13 protein-coding genes and 1 tRNA gene are annotated in these 18,219 nt (G+C 62.7%); 8 read left to right on the forward strand and 6 right to left on the reverse strand.

What is annotated here, in order from left to right:
• Positions 1–154: 154 nt before the first annotated feature.
• On the reverse strand, positions 155–1,672 hold the full coding sequence (locus SD626R_RS03005; RefSeq protein ID WP_092563276.1) for a DUF790 family protein: 1,518 nt from the start codon (positions 1,670–1,672) through the stop codon (positions 155–157).
• Positions 1,673–1,759: 87 nt separating this feature from the next.
• On the opposite strand from SD626R_RS03005, the gene SD626R_RS03010 reads away from it, so the two are divergent.
• The 5 genes from SD626R_RS03010 to SD626R_RS03030 all read left to right on the forward strand — a co-directional run bounded on the left by SD626R_RS03010 (position 1,760) and on the right by SD626R_RS03030 (position 8,671).
• Positions 1,760–3,469, forward strand: a complete 1,710-nt coding sequence (locus SD626R_RS03010) for a tRNA uridine(34) 5-carboxymethylaminomethyl modification radical SAM/GNAT enzyme Elp3 (protein ID WP_092563279.1) — start codon at positions 1,760–1,762, stop codon at positions 3,467–3,469.
• Positions 3,470–3,551: 82 nt separating this feature from the next.
• Positions 3,552–5,756, forward strand: coding sequence for a ribosome rescue protein RqcH (gene rqcH / locus SD626R_RS03015; RefSeq protein ID WP_092563282.1), 2,205 nt, complete (start codon positions 3,552–3,554; stop codon positions 5,754–5,756).
• A gap of 73 nt (positions 5,757–5,829) precedes the next feature.
• On the forward strand, positions 5,830–6,213 hold the full coding sequence (locus tag SD626R_RS03020) for a DUF5820 family protein (RefSeq protein WP_092563285.1): 384 nt from the start codon (positions 5,830–5,832) through the stop codon (positions 6,211–6,213).
• 126 nt (positions 6,214–6,339) lie between these two features.
• Positions 6,340–7,839: an amidophosphoribosyltransferase gene (gene purF, locus SD626R_RS03025; RefSeq protein WP_092563288.1), complete on the forward strand. Its 1,500-nt coding sequence runs from the start codon at positions 6,340–6,342 to the stop codon at positions 7,837–7,839.
• A gap of 121 nt (positions 7,840–7,960) precedes the next feature.
• Complete coding sequence (locus SD626R_RS03030) at positions 7,961–8,671, forward strand: halocyanin domain-containing protein (protein ID WP_092563291.1); 711 nt, start codon at positions 7,961–7,963, stop codon at positions 8,669–8,671.
• Positions 8,672–8,688: 17 nt separating this feature from the next.
• Here SD626R_RS03030 and SD626R_RS03035 read toward each other — a convergent pair whose 3' ends face one another.
• Together SD626R_RS03035 and SD626R_RS03040 are read right to left on the reverse strand one after the other, a co-directional pair.
• Positions 8,689–9,201 (reverse strand): metal-dependent hydrolase, encoded by a 513-nt coding sequence (locus SD626R_RS03035; protein WP_092563294.1) that lies wholly within the window; start codon positions 9,199–9,201, stop codon positions 8,689–8,691.
• Between the two features lie 107 nt (positions 9,202–9,308).
• A complete protein-coding gene (locus tag SD626R_RS03040; protein ID WP_092563297.1) occupies positions 9,309–9,869 on the reverse strand; it encodes a DUF420 domain-containing protein in 561 nt (186 codons plus the stop codon).
• A gap of 207 nt (positions 9,870–10,076) precedes the next feature.
• Between SD626R_RS03040 and SD626R_RS03045 the strand changes: the two genes are divergently transcribed.
• Both SD626R_RS03045 and SD626R_RS03050 read left to right on the forward strand, forming a co-directional pair.
• Positions 10,077–10,161, forward strand: a tRNA-Leu gene (locus SD626R_RS03045).
• A 49-nt stretch (positions 10,162–10,210) separates the two neighbouring features.
• The gene (locus SD626R_RS03050) at positions 10,211–11,233 is read left to right on the forward strand and encodes a tyrosine-type recombinase/integrase (RefSeq protein ID WP_092563300.1); all 1,023 of its coding nucleotides are present in this window, start codon (positions 10,211–10,213) and stop codon (positions 11,231–11,233) included.
• A 497-nt stretch (positions 11,234–11,730) separates the two neighbouring features.
• On the opposite strand, the gene SD626R_RS16320 is transcribed toward SD626R_RS03050, so the two are convergent.
• From SD626R_RS16320 to SD626R_RS03060, 3 genes are read right to left on the reverse strand one after another with little or no spacing between them, the layout of a single operon-like run.
• Positions 11,731–13,818 (reverse strand): hypothetical protein, encoded by a 2,088-nt coding sequence (locus tag SD626R_RS16320; protein WP_137782846.1) that lies wholly within the window; start codon positions 13,816–13,818, stop codon positions 11,731–11,733.
• Entirely contained in the window at positions 13,815–15,890 is a 2,076-nt protein-coding gene (locus tag SD626R_RS03055; RefSeq protein WP_092563303.1) for a UvrD-helicase domain-containing protein, read from the reverse strand. The genes SD626R_RS16320 and SD626R_RS03055 overlap by 4 nt, the downstream gene beginning before the upstream one ends.
• The gene (locus tag SD626R_RS03060; protein WP_137782845.1) at positions 15,890–17,101 is read right to left on the reverse strand and encodes a hypothetical protein; all 1,212 of its coding nucleotides are present in this window, start codon (positions 17,099–17,101) and stop codon (positions 15,890–15,892) included. The genes SD626R_RS03055 and SD626R_RS03060 overlap by 1 nt, the downstream gene beginning before the upstream one ends.
• Positions 17,102–17,523: 422 nt before the next feature.
• Here SD626R_RS03060 and SD626R_RS03065 point away from each other — a divergent pair, with 422 nt between their 5' ends.
• Entirely contained in the window at positions 17,524–18,150 is a 627-nt protein-coding gene (locus tag SD626R_RS03065) for a hypothetical protein (RefSeq protein WP_092563308.1), read from the forward strand.
• The last annotated feature ends 69 nt before the right edge of the window (positions 18,151–18,219 follow it).

Below are 18,219 nucleotides of genomic sequence, written 5' to 3' on the forward strand. Positions count from 1 at the left end.
TCGATTCCCGCCCCGCACAGCACCGCACCGCACCTCACGCCTCCCCAGCCTCGTCAGCCGCCTCCGCTTCGCTCCGGCGACTGACTCCCTCGCGCGTGCGACTCACGCCCTCCGGGCGCTCGTCGGCACACGCCGCCGCACAGATTTAGTTGCTCTATTCCGATTTCTCTCGAACTGTCCCGCCCGCGAGCCCCTCCCACTCGACGCGGTAGCCGAGCCGCGAGAGGGCTGCGCTCGCGTCGTCGATCCCGTACTCGTCGAGCACCGATTCGGCCCCGGAGAGCGCCATCCCGGCCTCCAGTTCCTCCCTGACCGCCTCCAACACCTTGGGGCGCACGAGCGTCCGACCGATACGCTCGTGGTCGGGGAACGCCTTGTCCTCGATCGCCTCGACGCTCACGCCGTGCTCGGCCGCGAGGTCCTCCAGCCCGATCGCGTCGGCGTCAGGCGACAGCGACGCGGGGAGGTCGGCGGCCGCGTCCGCGACGAACTCGGCCTCGTACTCGCGGAGCACGTCGACCACGTCCTTCACCCGCACCGTTCCCGAATAGGTGACGACGCGGTGGTCCCGTGCGGCGATTTCCTCGCCGACGCCGAGCCCCTCGTCGACGGCGACGAGGAGGTCCACGTCCTCCACGTCCGCGAGCTGCGAGAGCTTCTTCGCGACGTACTCGGGGGTCCAGAAGCCCATCACCTCGAAGAACAGCCGGAAGCCGGCGTGGTCGTAGTCGAACGCGAAGTCCGGGATCATCACCCGGATTCCGGTTTCGAGGGGTTCGGGCTCCCGCACGAGGGTCCAGTCGAGGTCGAGCCCGCGGAACCGCCCGGCGAAGTCGGCCTCGACCCCGCTGTCGAAGTCGGGCTCCGCGACCGGATCGACGCCCGGCACCGTCACGTCGCCGTCGGAGAGGCGCATCGTACGTTCGCGGCCGCGGTCGTCTACCGTCGCCTCGAGCTGCCACTCCGCCGACTCCGCGACGGTCCGGAGCAGCCTGGCGAACGCGGTGCCGTAGCGTCGGGTGCGCGAGAACAGGGCGTCGGGACCCGTGACGATCAGTTCGCGGCCCTCGGGGGTTCGTTCCAGCTCGTACATCAGGCGCAGCCGCCTGACGGCGGAGACGAGCCGCTTCGGGTCGTTCGATCGCACCCGGACCTCGGTGGCGTCGAACAGGGCGGTCTGGGCCAAGGAGAGATCGTACTGTTCGAGGAGGGAGTCCGGGTCCCACCGCACGTCGGCGTCGACGAGGACCTCGTTGACGTCGCGGTCGGCGTGCAGCGACCCCTCCACGTCCGCCGGCTCGATCCCGAGCGCGTCGGCGGCGCGGTCGACCGCGGCCTCCCGCTCCGCCTCGCTCGCGACGCCCACCGCCTCCGCGGCCTCGAACGCGGCCCGCCGGACGCGCCGGGGCGGGACGGGCGCGCGCGTCTCGAAGGCGCACTCGCGTTCGACCAGGGCGGCGAGCCCGCGAACGAGCTTGAAGTCGCCGCCGGCGTCGGCGGCGTCGGCCTCTAGGTCCGCCAGCGCGTCGTCGAGGTCGCCGCGGCGCTCCCCGACGTGGGACTCGAAGGTCCCGAGGACCTTCGCCGCGAGCGGCCGGTGCTCGCGGCTCGTGAACCGCGGGCGGTAGCCGCCGCCGGCCCGCGAGACGCGCAGGAGGTCCTTGCGTAGCACGGCCGCGGCTACGCAGGCGCCGACCTAAAACCGGGCGGTTCTCCCGGTGCGACACGCTTAACTCCGAAACCCGTCGATCGAAGCATAATGAGTACGGACGCGGCGAGTGACGGCGACGCCGGCGGCGAGTCCGAGGCGTTCGTCCGCACCTGCGAGCACCTCGTCGACCGGATCCTCGCCGGCGAGATCGACCGCGACGACTTAGAGTCCGCCAAGCTCGACGCGTGTTCGAAGTTCTCCTCGCCGAAGGTCCCGAAGAACACCGAGATCCTCGATCACGCGCCCGCAGAGGCCCGCGACGACGTGATCGAGGTCGTGCAGCGGAAGCCGGTCCGGACCGCCTCGGGCGTCTCCCCCGTCGCGATCATGACCTCGCCGAAGCTCTGTCCCCACGGGAAGTGCCTCTACTGCCCCGGCGGCCCGGCTTCCGAGTTCTCATCGGCGCAGTCGTACACGGGCCACGAGCCCGCGGCGGCCCGCGGCGAGCAGAACGACTACGACCCGTACGGACAGGTCACCCTCCGGCTCGAACAGCTCCGGAAGATCGGCCACCCGGTCGACAAGGTGGAGCTCATCCTGATGGGGGGGACGATGACGGCACGCTCGCACGACTACCAGGAGTGGTTCGTGAAGCGCGCGCTGCAGGCGATGAACGACTACGACCTCGACAAGGAGCCCGAGCCGGCCGAGGAGGAGTCGTTCGCGCCGGATCCCGAGGCGACCGAGTTCGAGTACCTCGAAGACGTGATCGCCGCAAACGAGGCGAACGAGATCCGCAACATCGGCACGACGTTCGAGACGAAGCCCGACTGGTGTGACCCCGAGCAGATCGACCGCATGCTCGACCTCGGCGGCACCAAGGTGGAGGTCGGCGTCCAGACCACCTACGAGCGGATCAACCGCGAGATGCACCGCGGGCACGGCAACGAGGCCTCCCGGAACGCTAACCGTCGCCTGCGCGACGCCGCGTTCAAGGTGGGCTTCCACATGATGCCGGGCCAGCCGGGGATGACGCGGGAGATGTGCGTCGAGGACTTCCGGCAGCTGTTCGAAAACCCCGACTGGCGGCCGGACTACCTGAAGATCTACCCCACCCTCGTCGTCGAGGGGACCCGGATATACGACCGGTGGCGCCGCGACGACTTCGAGCCGCTCTCGAACGAGGAGGCGGCCGACGTGGTCGCGGAGGCGATGGACCAGATCCCCAAGTACACCCGCCTGCAGCGCGTCCAGCGCGACATCCCTGCCGACTTCATCGAGGGCGGCGTCTGGAAGTCGAACCTCCGCCAGCTCGCGGACCAGCGAGCCGAGGAGAAGGGGATCGTCCAGCGCGACATCCGTGCCCGCGAGGTGGGCCACAACGACGCCGACCCGGACCCCGAGGACGTCGAGCTCGACGTGATGACCTACGAGGCCGGCGGCGGGACGGAACACTTCATCTCCTTCGAGGACCCCGTCCGCGACCTCCTCGTCGGGTTCTGTCGCCTCCGGTTCCCCTCGTTCGCCCCCGATCAGCCCGGCGCGCCCGGCACGGAGAACGACGCGATCCGCCGGGAGCTGGAAGACGCCGCGCTGATCCGCGAGCTCCACGTGTACGGCGGCGAGGTCGCCATCGGCGGCGACGGCGACTGGCAGCATCAGGGGTACGGCACCGAACTCCTCGAACGCGCCGAGGAGATGGCCCGCGACGCCGGCTACCGCAAGATGGCGATCATCTCGGGGATCGGCGCCCGCGAGTACTACCGAAACAAGCTCGGCTACCACCAGGACGGGCCGTACGTGTCGAAGCGGCTGTAGCCGGCCCCCGACCGCTCCGTCTCGCTCGACGCTCCGAATCCACAACGACACGCCTTTTCCGGGCCGCGAGTGTCTTTCGCATATGGACCAGAAGCGGGAGCTGTCGAGCATCGACCTCGCGGCCCTCGTCACCGAGCTCAATCGGTACGAGGGCGCGAAGGTCGACAAGGCGTACCTCTACGACGACGACCTGCTCCGGCTGAAGCTGCGCGACTTCGACCGCGGCCGCGTCGAGCTCATGATCGAGGTGGGAGACATCAAACGCGCCCACGTCGCGGACCCCGACAACGTCGCGGACGCGCCAGGGCGCCCGCCGAACTTCGCGAAGATGCTCAGAAACCGGATGTCCGGCGCCGACTTCGCCGGCGTCGAGCAGTACGAGTTCGACCGGATACTCACCTTCGAGTTCGAGCGCGAGGACGAGAACACGACCTTGGTCGTCGAGCTGTTCGGACAGGGCAACGTCGCCGCGCTCGACGAGACCGGCGAGGTCGTCGGGTCGCTGTCGACGGTCCGGCTGAAGTCCCGGACGGTCGCGCCTGGCTCGCAGTACGAGTACCCCGCCTCGCGGCTCAACCCCCTCGACGTGAGCCTCGGCGGGTTCGAGCGCCACATGCGCGAGTCCGACAGCGACGTGGTGCGGACCCTCGCCACGCAGCTCAACCTCGGCGGGCTCTACGCCGAGGAGGTGTGCACCCGCGCGGGCGTCGAGAAGGAGACCCCCATCGACGAGGCCACCGACGACCAGCTCCGCGCGCTCCACGAGGCGCTCGAACGGATCGGCGACCGACTCCGCGCCGGCGACATCGATCCGCGGGTGTACGAGGAGTCGCTCGACGGGGGAGACGGAAGCGACGGCGAGGAGGGGGACCGCGACCCCCGCGTCGTCGACGTCACGCCCTTCCCGCTCTCCGAGCACGAGGGCCTGCCGAGCGTCGGTTTCGACTCGTTCAACGCCGCCGTCGACGACTACTTCTACCGGCTCGACCGCGACGAGAGCGGCGAGGGCGAGGCCCCGTCGGACGCGAGCGCCTCCCGCCCGGACTTCGAGGAGGAGATCGCCAAACAGGAGCGGATCATCGAACAGCAGAAGGGGGCGATCGAGGGGTTCGAGGAGCAGGCCGAGGCGGAGCGCGGGCGCGCCGAGCTGCTGTACGCGAACTACGACCTCGTCGACGAGGTGCTTTCGACGGTCCGGGACGCCCGCGAGGACGAGGTCCCGTGGGACGAGATCGCGGAGACGCTGGACGCGGGCGCGGAGCGCGGGATCCCGGCCGCCGAGGCCGTCGTCGACGTCGACGGCGGCGAGGGGACGGTGACGGTCGAGCTCGCCGACGAGAGCGACGACGGGGGAACGACCCGCGTCGAGCTCGACGCGAGCGCGGGCGTGGAGGTCAACGCCGATCGCCTCTACCAGGAGGCCAAGCGGATCGAGGGGAAGAGGGAGGGCGCGATGGAGGCGATCGAGTCGACCCGGACGGAGCTGGAGGCCGTCAGGGAGCGCAAGGCCGAGTGGGAGGCGAAAGCGGCGGCCGACGATGGAGAGGGCGAAAGCGACGCGGGCGACGGCGAGGACGACGAAGACGAGGAGTACGAGACCGACTGGCTCTCGCGCTCGTCGATCCCGATCCGGAGCCCGGACGACTGGTTCGAGCGGTTCCGCTGGTTCCGGACCTCGACCGGCTACCTCGTCATCGGCGGGCGCAACGCCGACCAGAACGAGGAGCTCGTCAAGAAGTACATGGGCAAACACGACCGGTTCTTCCACACGCAGGCGCACGGGGGACCGGTGACGCTCCTGAAGGCCGCGGGGCCCTCGGAGTCGGCCGACCCGGTCGACTTCGACGAGGAGACGCTGCGCGAGGCGGCGCAGTTCGCGGTCTCGTACTCCTCGGACTGGAAGGACGGCCGGGGCGCGGGCGACGCCTACATGGTCGAGCCGGATCAGGTGTCGAAGACGCCCGAGAGCGGCGAGTACATCGAGAAGGGGAGCTTCGTGATCCGCGGCGACCGCACCTACTTCGAGGACGTCCCCTGCCGGATCGCCGTCGGCGTCCAGTGCGAGCCCGTCACGCGGGCCATCGGCGGGCCGCCGTCGGCGATCGTCGACCGCGCGGCGACCAGCGTCACCTTCGAGCCGGGGATGTACGCGCAGAACGACGCCGCGATGATGGCCTATCGGACGCTGAAGGAGCGCTTCGCCGACCAGTCGTTCGTGCGGAAGGTGGCGAGCGCAGACCGGCTGCAGGAGTTCCTCCCGTCGGGCGGCTCCGATATCGTGGACTGAGCGGGTCGCTCGCGGTCCGCACCGTCCGGCCCCGGAGCGCGACCCTTTCATGCCTCCGCGTCCGACTCCGCCCATGAGCTTCGAGGCGCTGCCGGACGGCTGGCGCGTGTGGAACGAGGAGCCGAGCGGCCGCGCCATCCTCGTCTACCGCCCCGACGTGTTCGACGGCGACGACCTCCCGGCCGAGTGTCTCCCGACGATCTACCTGACGAACGGCGCGCGCAACGCCCGTCCCGGGTCCGGCCAGTACGCGACCGACGAGTGGCACGTTGTCCTCTTCTTGGAGCCCGAGGTCGAGGCGGTCTCGGAGACGCGAGAGAGCCGAGAGGCCGGCGCGGCCGCCGCCGTCGACGTCGCGGCCCGGTTCGCCGCCGGCGACGTGGACTACCGAGCGGCCTACCAGGTGCCGCGGGAGGCGTACTTCGAGCGGCTGGACGAGCTGATCGAGGGGGAGTGATCGAGGCGGATCGGCCGGCCCGTTCGCCGGAGTTGATCCGCGTTCGTGGATATATATTCTATCGTAAATCCCGATCGCACCACGAACACGAGGATTTTTATCGCCTCCCGCCTCACCCTCGCGTACATGAACGCCGGTGGGGACAACACCGCTGACGGGCCGCGAGAGAAGTGCGGCGTCGTCGGCGTCTCGTTCGCTGACCGCGGGGCCGCGCGACCGCTGTACTACGCGCTGTACGCGCTGCAACACCGGGGACAGGAGTCCGCGGGGATCGTCACGCACGACGGGTTCCAACAGCACAGCCACGTCGAGCGGGGGCTCGTCGGCGACGCGTTCGAGAAGGGGGACCTGGCGTCGCTGTCGGGCGGGACCGGGATCGGACACGTCCGGTACCCGACCGCCGGCAGCCTCGACAAGAGCTGCGCGCAGCCGTTCTCGGTGTCGTTCAAGTCCGGGTCGCTCGGGCTCTCGCACAATGGGAACCTCGTCAACGCCGACGAGGTGCGCGAGGAGCTCGCGGCGGCCGGCCACGCGTTCACCTCCGACGGCGACACCGAGGTGATCGCTCACGACCTCGCGCGCAACCTCCTCGAAGAGGACCTCGTGCGCGCCGTCAAACACACGATGAACCGCATCCACGGCTCCTACTCGCTGGCGATCACCCACGACGACACCGTCCTCGGCGTGCGCGACCCGCTCGGGAACCGCCCCCTCTGTCTCGGGAAGATCGACGGCGGCTACGTGCTCGCCAGCGAGTCGGCGGCCATCGACACCCTCGACGGGGAGCTGATCCGGGACGTGCGCCCGGGCGAGCTGGTCGTCTTGGACCCCGACGGGAGCGGCTACGACACGTACCAGCTCGTCGAGCGCGAGTCGACCGCCCACTGCTTCTTCGAGCACGTCTACTTCGCGCGCCCCGACTCGGTCATCGACGAGAACCTCGTCTACGAGGTCCGACGAAAGCTCGGCCGGAAGCTCTGGGCGGAGTCCGGCGTCGAGTCGGACGTGGTGATGCCGGTCCCCGACTCCGGGCGCGCGTTCGCCTCCGGTTACGCCGACGCGGCCGGCGAGACGACCGCGGAGGGGGAGCCCCGTGCCGAGGGCGACGCGGGCATCGAGTTCGCCGAGGGGCTGATGAAGAACCGCTACGTCGGGCGGACGTTCATCATGCCGACCCAGGACGAGCGCGAGCGCGCGGTCCGGCTCAAGCTCAACCCGATCAAGTCCACGGTGGAGGGGAAGTCGGTCACGATCATCGACGACTCCATCGTCCGCGGGACGACCTCGACGCAGCTCGTCGACCTCGTCCGCGAGGCGGGCGCCGAGGAGGTCCACCTCCGGATCGGCGCACCGGCGATCGTCGCGCCCTGCTACTTCGGGATCGATATGGCGACCCGCGAGGAGCTGATCGCCGCCGACGCCTCCACCGAGGAGATCCGGGAGGAAGTGGGCGCCGACTCGCTGTCGTACCTCTCGATCGACGCCGTCGCCGAGGCCCTCGGCGAGAGCCGCGCCGACCTCTGTCTCGGCTGCGTCACCGGGGAGTACCCCTTCGACGTCGAGGGAGAGGAGACCGATCGCGACCTCGATACCGCCGCGCCCGACCCCACGCCGGCGGACGACTGATCGGGTCGTCGTCGCTCTTTCGTCGCACGTCGCCCGACGCTACCGGCCTCGCCGCCTCGCGTTCTCGCGACGCGAGTCCGGAATCGGGAATTTAAATACGCCCACGCCGGGAGGTACGCGTATGACATCCGACGCCGACGACGCGACGATGAGTCGCCGCGGGCTGTTCAGGGCCGGCGCCGCGGGCGCCGCCGTCGCGACCGGGCTCGCCGCCGGCTCCGGGACCGCCGCCGCTCAGTACGGCGGGTACCTGGACGACGTCGACAACTACGAGGGCACCGTCGACTACACCGGACGGGACGAGGTCACGGTCAGCGTCGGCGCGGTCAACGGGCTCCGGTTCGACCCGGCGGCGATCCTGATCGACTCGGGAACGACCGTCGTCTGGGAGTGGACCGGCGAGGGCGGCGCGCACAACGTCGTCGCCGAGGGCGAGACGTTCGACAGCGGCGAGACGGTCTCCGAGGCGGGGACTACGTTCGAATACACGTTCGAGAACGCCGGAGACGGGGACACGTTCAACTACTACTGTACGCCGCACAGGGCGGCCGGGATGAAGGGCGCCGTCGCCGTCGGCTCCGTCGACGACGACCTGATCGACCCGGACGCGGGCGGGAGCGGTGGCGGCGGAGACGGCGGAGACGGCGGCGGGAGTGGCGGAGACAGCGGAGGCGGAGACGGTAGTGGCGACGGCGGAGACGGTAGTGGCGGCGGCGGTCGCACTCTCACCGCGGGCGACATCGGCGCGCTCGCGCTCGGCTTCGGCTTCGCCGGCGCGCTGCTCGTCCCCCTCTTCTACGCGGCCCATCAGATGGCGAACGACGGGCAGTAGCGCGACCCGACCGCGGGTCACCCGTCGGTCCGCCGGTCCGTGCCGGCGCCAAATCGCGACCGCAAGGCGACGAGTATCGCCGCCGTCCAGACCGCCGCTTCGAGGTAAAACGACGGCGTCCCGACGTAGAAGGCCGCGAAGTCGCCCGGCGGGATGCCCAGCGGATCGGGCTGTTCAAGCGCCGGCCACAAAAGGGACACCGCGTTTTCGGCCCGCCCGTTCACGACGATGTGGAGCGTGTCGAGCGCGAGGTGAGACGCCCAGCCGACCGCCGCCGCGAGCCCGTGTCGGTTCCGCGCGGCGACGGCGATCGCGAGGGGAGCGAGCAACGCGGAGTGGCCGACGGAGTGATAGACGTCGACGACGGCCAGCGCGCCGAGCGGCTTGTCGACGGCGTCCGGCAGCGTCGCGCCGACGACGAGCCACCCGACCGAGAGCGTCGGCGTCCCCGGGAAGCGCTCCCGGACGCGGGGACGGGCAGACAGCCACCCGAGCCAGCCGGCGACGAGGAGGTGCGTCGGGAACAGCACGGCGGGCCGTACGGGTGACGACGGCTTCAACCTTCGTCGTCGAATTCGGCGTTCGAGGAGCCGAATTTGAAGCGGGCGGCGCCGGGGGATCCGGCGTCCGACCCGGCTCAGAACGCGTGGTACAGCATGACGTAGACGCCGATCCCCATCGTGAACGAGATCAGCCAGAGCACGGCGCCGACGAGGCCGACCTGCGCGTGCCGGGTGTGGTACAGCTCCCCGTACGGGCGAGTGGCGGCGAGCAGGAGCGCGTGGAAGACGAACGGGAGACAGACGATCGCGAGCAGGACGTGGATCGCGAGGAACGGGAGGTAGAGGTAGGTGTAGACGGCCTCGGGGCCGGGGAACGCGGTCGTGCCGACGTGGATCAGCCGGTAGAGGTACGCGGCGAGGAAGGCGGTGAACAGCGCGAACGAGGTGATCATGAAGTTCCGGTGACGCTCGACGTTCCCGCGGGAGATGGCGCGCCACCCGAGGAGGATGGTGACGATGGCGGTCGCCGAGACCGCGGCGTTGAAGTGCGGGATCGCGGCGAGGACGGCGTCGCTCGCGCGCGGCAGGAGGGCGCTCGGGATCGCGCCGCCGACGGCGCCGAACACCACGGCGAGCGCGGCGACGGAACAGATCGCGGTCAGGAGGGGGACGTTCTCGCGGGCCCACTCGGACATGGATCGGTAGAGGGGCGCCACCCCCAAACCCGTGCCGGTTTCGACGGTCGCTCGGGCGGTGCGGTCGGCGTCATCGCTCCGAATTTCGGCGTCCGGATCGTCGGCGTCCTCGACCCAGTCCCGATGTCGGGTCGCGGCACGGCACTGCCGAATGGAAGGGCTTTTAATTAGGGGAAGGATACGTGGAGACGCGACAAAACACCGCGAGCGTGGGTAGCCAAGCCAGGCCAACGGCGCAGCGTTGAGGGCGCTGTCCTGTAGAGGTCCGCCGGTTCAAATCCGGTCCCACGCACTAACGCAGCGTTCCCGTCTCGTGGTTCAGGGTGCCTGTCAAGGTAACCATGACCGCGAGCAACGAACGCTGTGACATTCAAATTGAACCCGGGAGATCAATCCGTATCATCCCGGATTCTAACGCCGAACAGCTCAACGAACAGCAACGCATCGACTATGAGGACCATCGGTGGAACTTCATTACCTGGTTACGTGAGAGAGGAAAGAACCCGGAAGCACGAGAAGGATACAGCGACTACTCAACGTATGGAACCACGTATCGAACGGCGCGCTTCGACCGATGGGTGTGGGGAGAAGAAGGACGGTACTCATTTCCACCGAAACCAGAACACGCTGATGAATATATTGATGAAGTCGTCGCGTTCCGCGACGTGACGACATCGACGAAAGGGAAAACAGAGGAGTCGATCATCAGGTACTTCAACTGGTTAGAAACACGTTTCAGCGGATGTGACTGGGATCGTGACCAGCAGTTCCGGTCCGGTGGCGAAGACAAACCACGCGACTATCTCACCCGACGTGAACGACGCCTCATACGCGAAACCGTGATGAGTAATGACGACGATGGGTGGAAAATCACATCCCTCATCTTAACGAGTCTTGACACTGGACTGCGACCGGTCGAGGTACGCCGCGCAGTCGTCGATTGGGTTGATATAGATAATAAGATGCTCCGGATACCAAAAGAAGATTCATCGAAGAACGAAGATAACTGGCGTGTAGCGATCACGTCACGAACCGCGACTGCGCTGACACACTGGTTGCGAGAACGCCGTGGTCGAGAGAAGTACGATGGCCGTGACGAACTCTGGCTGACACGTGAATCCACGCCCTACACGAGTAAGTCACTGCGACGGCTCATCGAACGACTGTGTAGGGATGCTGGGATCGAACTCGGTGGTCGCAGTATGACTTTTTATAGCATTCGGCACTCAGTCGGCACCTATGTGACAGAAGAGCGAGACCTAAAGGCTGCGAAAGACCAATTAAGACATCAAAGCGCCAGAACAACTATGAAATATGATCAGGTTTCTGCCGCTAAGCGTAGAGAAGTTCTTGAGAAACTCTAATAATTCTATCAGCTAATCTATATCAACCCATCGACGCATCCCGGCCAATCAAATACAGAATCAGTAAATAAGAACACCAACAGAGATGTTCAAATTTCTCTGGCTTACGCGCTATTGGGATCATCATCTGTAGGAATCAAGGTTTGCCTGCTCAGCATCAAACGTCTCCTTGCTACAATTACTATCAAACTGCGGACGCCCATCGGCAGGAGTGTCGAACCACGACCGATCATAATCAACATACATCCCGATTTCATCTTGGGGTATCCGTCCGTAATTCCCAATAGCTTGGATACACTTGTTTGTCGTCCGCCACTCCTGTTCCCCAACTTGTTCAATCAGTCCGTACCGGCGAAGATAGCTAAACTGCGACCGCGTCAAGTCCGTCTCACTCCATTTCCACGTGTGATCTGGGAGCGGAATCACGTCCTTGAGTTCATCAGCATGTGTGGCCATCCAGCGAGCGCACGTTCTACCTAGGTTCCCCACTGGTTCGCTCATACGCAGCCACCCCCGTTCGTGGATATATCGAATTCTTCAGCGGCTTCAACAGCATCCAGTTCGTGGAAGGTCTCAAGTGCTAATTTTACTACTCCAGTACCTGCCTCACCTGGGGGATCATCTGAGATAATCTTGATGATCGGGTGTAGTGCCAGCTGCGGTGGCTCCGTGCCTTCAGCTACTACGCCGTCGTCCCGGGCTCGTAAGCACGCGACGAGACATTTTGCTGGCTCTGTCCACGGTTGCCACCCGTCGTCAGCATACTCACTCAGTACACTCTCATAAGCTGCCGCGTCCTCATTGACATTGACGGGCTCACGATTAGTATCAAATCCAACATCCTTGACAACCGCGAGCGCCCGATTATACGTCAACGCATCACAAAACCCAGTGTATGTCCCGCCGTCTTCACTCTCTCGTTCTACTAGGTCATCCTTATCGATAACACCGAGTGCCCGTGCTGTCTTAATGAGCGACCACAGCGGCATCTTATCCCCGTCAGTCGTCTCCGCATCCGGGCAGTACACGGGAATTTCAAAGCCCTTGTTTCGTAGTATTTTGACACCACACCGCCACTCCATACCGCGAGCGTGTCGGTACCGATTCGAATACCAATTCCCCTCTTTCTCTGCAATCAGCGCCATCTCTACCGGGCCGGCTTGATGCGATTCAGACGAATCTATCCACGTTCCTTCGCTTTTGTCGACGAAATTCGCGTTCCCACTGTTCGCATTTGTTCCCCACACAGGGATGAATGCGCGCTTACCCGATCCAGATCGGTCAGTGAACCCCGTCTTGCTGTCTGTCCACTCATGAGCGATTGTTTTCTCGGCAACCGCTTCAATATCTAAATTGCCTACAGCGCTCTTCACGTCCTCAAAGTCGCGTGTGAGTCGCACGTCAGAAACCCTGTCAGCGCTACTACTATCGCCATTCTCTGTCACCTCGTCAGCATCACCACCATCATCACTGCTCAACTCATCATCGACAAACGATTCGAGAGCGGCGCACCAGTTGCCGTGCTCACGATAGTAGTCCGGCCACAACTGCTGGACAAGCTGCTCCGTGACTGATTCATCAGTATGATCCAGGCTTGTCAGTCCGGCCGCCCAGTCTTCCGCCCGTCTGATCAAGCTGCTATCAACGGCGGTGAGTGGTGTGTAGTCGTACGTCACGTCCTGCGTGTCGATGGGTGTGACGACAGCGTCGTGCTCCTTGTGTAGGGCAAGGGGGGGCTTGTACTGTCGGTTACAGTTTTGACACCAATCTGGATCCGTGATGTCAGAAGCCCCAGAGATCTCGGATTCAATCTCATCTTGCTTGATCTGTAGATACTCGTTTGTCCGCTCTCGCAGTGCCTTCATTACAGTCGCGCGGTCATCCCCCGAGAATTGCCGGGCGATCGGAATGGTAGCTCCCGGTCCACCGAACACGTAGCATCCACCGACCGAATCCAGCGCGTACACAAGCTTATGACCACCGTACAGATCCGCAAATGCGTCGCAGTACGCTTCAATCACTGATTCCATAGTGGAGACTGTATTGGTGTCCAAGTCACCGCGCTGTGTTTTCAGATCATCATTCAAATCGAGATCGACGAATGCGCCGAAACCAGCCAAATCCTCGTACCCGGGAAGCGGGTTCCCCGCAGCCCATTCGATCTCGTTATCACCGTACCGGTGTGGAGCCGTTTGACGCACCGAAGAACGTTGTTTGTAACTCGTCACAGCATACAACACACGTTCGGTGTCGCCAAGCGCACGCGTCGTCTCACGGAGCGAGAGTGGCCGGGCTTCATACGGATACTCCACCTCTGGGTCCGTTTGTTCCGACACGTACCACGACGTGTTATCCGGGACTGCGAGAGTCTCGTACTCATCTCCGATCGTCGCTAATTCCTCGTACACAGCGCGACACTGCTTGTAGTGCGCTGAGATCGACATGCTAGTGTCCTCGTCCTCAACAACGACATCTGGGGATGTACGATACCCCTTAGCCCGCTCTTCAACCCAGTCCGGATTAGACTCATCTTCGTCAGTGGTCGTTTTGCTGGGGCTGTTACTGTTGTTAGTGTTTGTTATCATCGAGAACCACCTCGATTGTCTGTGCCGCCATCAGTAGCCCCAGACCGATTTTCCGCGGCTTCACCGGCAGCAACCGGTTCCATGTCTGGCGGTAGATAGGAATCCCAAATGTGGGTAAGTGAATCTCGAACAACGTATAGCGTATCTGAGGAGCGTGTCAGCCCGACGAACCACGTCCGGGCTTCGTTCCGCGCAGCGTCTTTGTGCTGCCGAACCGCTTTCGTGTTTCGACGCGTCAAGCCGTCATACAGTACGATCGTGGGTGCTTCGGAACCCTTCGCGGCGTGGATCGTCAGTAGACGTGTTCCATCTGCGAGATCACGAACGGTTGTGGTATCATCAATCGAGGCGTATCGGTCCCACGCCTGCTTCATAGCAACCACATCCCGTGTTTTATTCCCAGTAAATCCTGTCCGTGGTGTAAGTCGAACTAGCTCATCGATACTATTTTTTCCCCGACCGTACACGGCCCAGAACTCACGATTCACGATGTCGGTATGGAACTCAGCGAGTGTTAACGTCGCTTTGTCCCGTCGGTAGTCGAAGAGTGTATCCTTCGCATCGTCACGACTGCCCTGTAGATGCGCCTCATCGATGTGCTGGATAAACCGCTGCGCGTCGTCACAGGTAACCTTCGTATTTTTTGCTGCTTCGACGTTCTGCGTGTTGCTTCCATCGTACTCATCATCGATGATCGATGTTTGCCGCGGCGGGCGGTACCCTTCACAGAGGTTGAGACATCGAAGTAACGAGAGCCGCGCTGCCCAATTACCCGCGTTCCCGGGCTGCGACTCGTACACGATACCTTCCCGGTCTAGGTGTGCGCCGACCGCATCAAGGAAGAATCCGGCGCGGGCGAGGTACATTACATCCGGTCCGAACTCTTGCCATAACTGATACGGGGACGACTCCTCACCAGTTGGGGGAAGCCGCCACCCATTCTGGTCGTTGTACCGCATCTTTGTCTCTGGTGTATCTCGGTGGATCGTACCTGGTCCAGGTGTGGATAGCTCTGGTGGTTGGTGTTCGCGGGACAGCACGCGCCTTGCCGCTGCAAAGTGTTCGTCTGGACAGCGATAACTCTCCGGGAGCTTCACCGTCGGGATGTCACAAGCAACCCGCTCCGGGAGATTTTGGAAGATTGCTCGGTCAGCTCCGCTGAACGCGTTACACACTTGGTCCGGATCGCCTGCGATAATCACCGTGTCAGAGTGTTCAACCAGCCTGTCGAAATACAGGGCCATCAATGGATACGCATCGTGTAGCTCGTCAATTACAACGTGCTTTGTAGGCGGGAGTGATCCGGTTATCCCGGCTTGTAGTTGCTCCCAGTAGTCAGCACAGTTGTGTTTCGCCTTCCAAGCTTCCCACTTATCCACTACCTCGTGGAATAGGTCAATCCCGCCACCCCACTGCTGACGGAACTCAGCGAGTAACCGCCACGCACGAGGATCTTCAGTAATCCGCCCACGAAGATACTTGTCCGGCAAGTCGTACGATCCGACATTCAGTATGTTCTGCTTGGCGTAGTTGTAGAGGGCAAAAAACGTGGAGCCCCGAGTTTCCTGCCATGGTTTCGCGGCATACCATTTGATGTTGTGCTCGTCACAAAACGCGTACCGGACGTAATCGTCCACTATTCCTTCGTGCTCGCTGCCGATCCATCCACCGGTTTCGCTGCTTCCATCGAACTGTTCGAGGAACCCAGTTGCTCTACACGCAACAGCGTGTGCAGTTCCCCAAAACCGGTATGGACTCTCCTCGCTGGTCGGCGGGAGCACCATCTCCGGGAATACGTTCCACGAGACGAGTTTACGCCGCAGCGCGTCTGATAGTGCCGTTCGGTAGGTCACGACTGTACAGTCACCTGGACGCAACTCGTCGTTCACGGCACGGATCGCCGTCCGGAGCCCGGATTCTGTTGTCTTTCCGCTTCCTGGGGGACCCCAGAGCATTACAGATTCATCTGATGAAGCGATGTTCAACCCGGTGATGTGCGGGCTATCCATATCCGTCTTGATCTCCGGGCACACATCTCGGAGCGGCTTCCGATCAGGTGATCCTACTGGCATTAGGCTTCCCCCCCGTAGGTTTCACGGCCACTGGTGCTGCCGAACTCGTCGTCACTCGTTCCGGTCATGGACTCTACGTACTCGACCGGACCTTGAACCTTCTCGTGACTCGCGTCAAACCGCCAGAACCGGGTCTCCGGGCGAACCGACGAATCTGGGTAAGATGCTACCCGGCCCGCCAATTCATCACTCACGACCCCGCGCTCGTGTAACTCGTGAACAAGTTGGTTGGATTCGATTCCGAACTCTTCGCAAGCGTCCATCACAACCCCATTCGGCACCCAGAACTCCTCGTGCTCTTCGTCATAGTACGAGCCTTTCCCGACTGTAGTGACGGATTGCTTGTCTGTCGCCGCCGGATTCTGTACGATATTCTGCCGGACGCGCTTCCAAGCTGACGATCTTGGTCCCGGCCCGCGAGTGCTTTTTTTCAAGTGTGACTGTACCAGGTCAGTAATACACTCGTTCCATGCGTCTTTCTTGTACTCATCTAACACACCATCCAGACCCCACGGCCGGGTAGCAGGCCCGTTACTCCGCCAACTATATTCCCGCTCGAATTTTTCCGAGTCGTCAACATCAATCTCCTTCGCAGCCTCATATGACGCGATTTCGTTGCGGATGTGCTCATCAGATGCGGACTCGACTGCCCGGTACAACACGGTTCGAATTAGGTGATTACCATCAGCAAGCTCCACTTGCGCCCCATCTTCGAACTTGAAGATGTAGTCCGGGTCACTCACTACGTCCTCGTTGTCCGATTTGATCACGTCTTCTATCGTCTCCAAGTACTCGTCAAGTGCGTATCCGTTGTCGAGCGACCAGTCCACAGAGTCCCCGTACTCGTCAGCCAGTTCATCGTCTAGTTCGTCCAGCTCGTCGTCTTTTTCTTTTTCACGAAGATCTTCAACTGAGCTGAGCAGTGGTTCGCGGAGTGTATCCTTGGGCGTCCCAGTCATCTTCGCACAGTCGGAGAGCCACTCGTCGCCAACATCAATCACTGCCGCAGCGTCGCCGTGTTCTTTAGAGATTGACGCAAGTACGTCGCCAGCTGCACTTTCTTCCCGTCTTCTGGCGATTGCGCCCGCACTCTTCGCACGGGTAATAAAGAGTTCAAACACGGCGTTCGCAGCGTCTTTGGCGTCGTCGTGATCGTCTGCCGCGTCCGTGTACCGCTTAATGCGGTCTTTACTGTCGCTTTCACCGGGCATCTCGCACCACCTCTTTACCTACCATACCGCGGGCATCCCCGATGGTTGCCGACGGGTTCATTCGTAGAACCCCGCTGAACCGCGCTATGACGAACTCAATATCCTCGTTGATTTGTGCTGTAACCCCACACTCGGGTGTTTCACGGTGCTTTTTTGCGCCTTCAGAGCGTACGTTTGGTTGCAGTTTCATAGGTTGATCGCCTTTGTACACGGTTGATGTGCCGCGGCGGACCGGTTGCAGGGGGCAAGCCTGCGACCGGGCACATGACTTCTACGCGACAGATACCATCCGTGTCTAACTACATCTTATATCCGAATATACTTAAAACCTTGAACTAATGCTACAACTCATAATTCAATATTACCTCGACATACTGATCCCACATATTCAATATTGATGAGGCGAACTATCCAGTCATACCATGCACCTCTCCGATACTGACTGGAATCTCCTCACCGCCTGTCACGAGAATCGGGAAACCAGACCGAATCTCGCTGAAAAGCTTGACATCACACCGAATTACGTCAGTAAAAAACTCACCCAACACAGCGAAAACGGACTTATCTCGCAAGCAGGGCCGGCAGACAACAGCGGCATGTGGATAACCACCCAGAAAGGCAATCTGGTTGTCGCCAAACGAGAAAAATACGAGAAACGGCACGACGAACTGTTTGGCTCACTTGTTAACCGCACAGTAGAACTTGCTAGCGAACTCAACGACGAAGCAGAACGTGACATCACTCCCGCTGACATCATCATCACATCAAGCGATGCTTGGCAGGCACTCCACGGGCTCGAAGAAGAATCCCGGATTAAAACCCATCACGCAGGTGAACTTCTGCCACAAGACAACATCTATGCTGTCCACGGGATCCTCTACGAATTATGGTTCTTTGATCTTTTGAGCCGTGCAGAAACCTCAGAAGGAGAAATATACGATGTTACCCAAAAAGGCCGTATTGCTATTGATGATATTCGTATCTCACACCATGTGACTCCGAAAAATATCAACCGAGACTGGCTAGGTCTTACTCTTCGCCGCGATTAGCCCTGTCTCTTATACAGGCTTTCTGTAGGGGACTCTGTCTAAGGGGAAGGGGACCCCCCACTCCCTCGC

Source organism: Halorubrum sp. SD626R (assembly GCF_001261915.1).
Lineage (GTDB): Archaea > Halobacteriota > Halobacteria > Halobacteriales > Haloferacaceae > Halorubrum.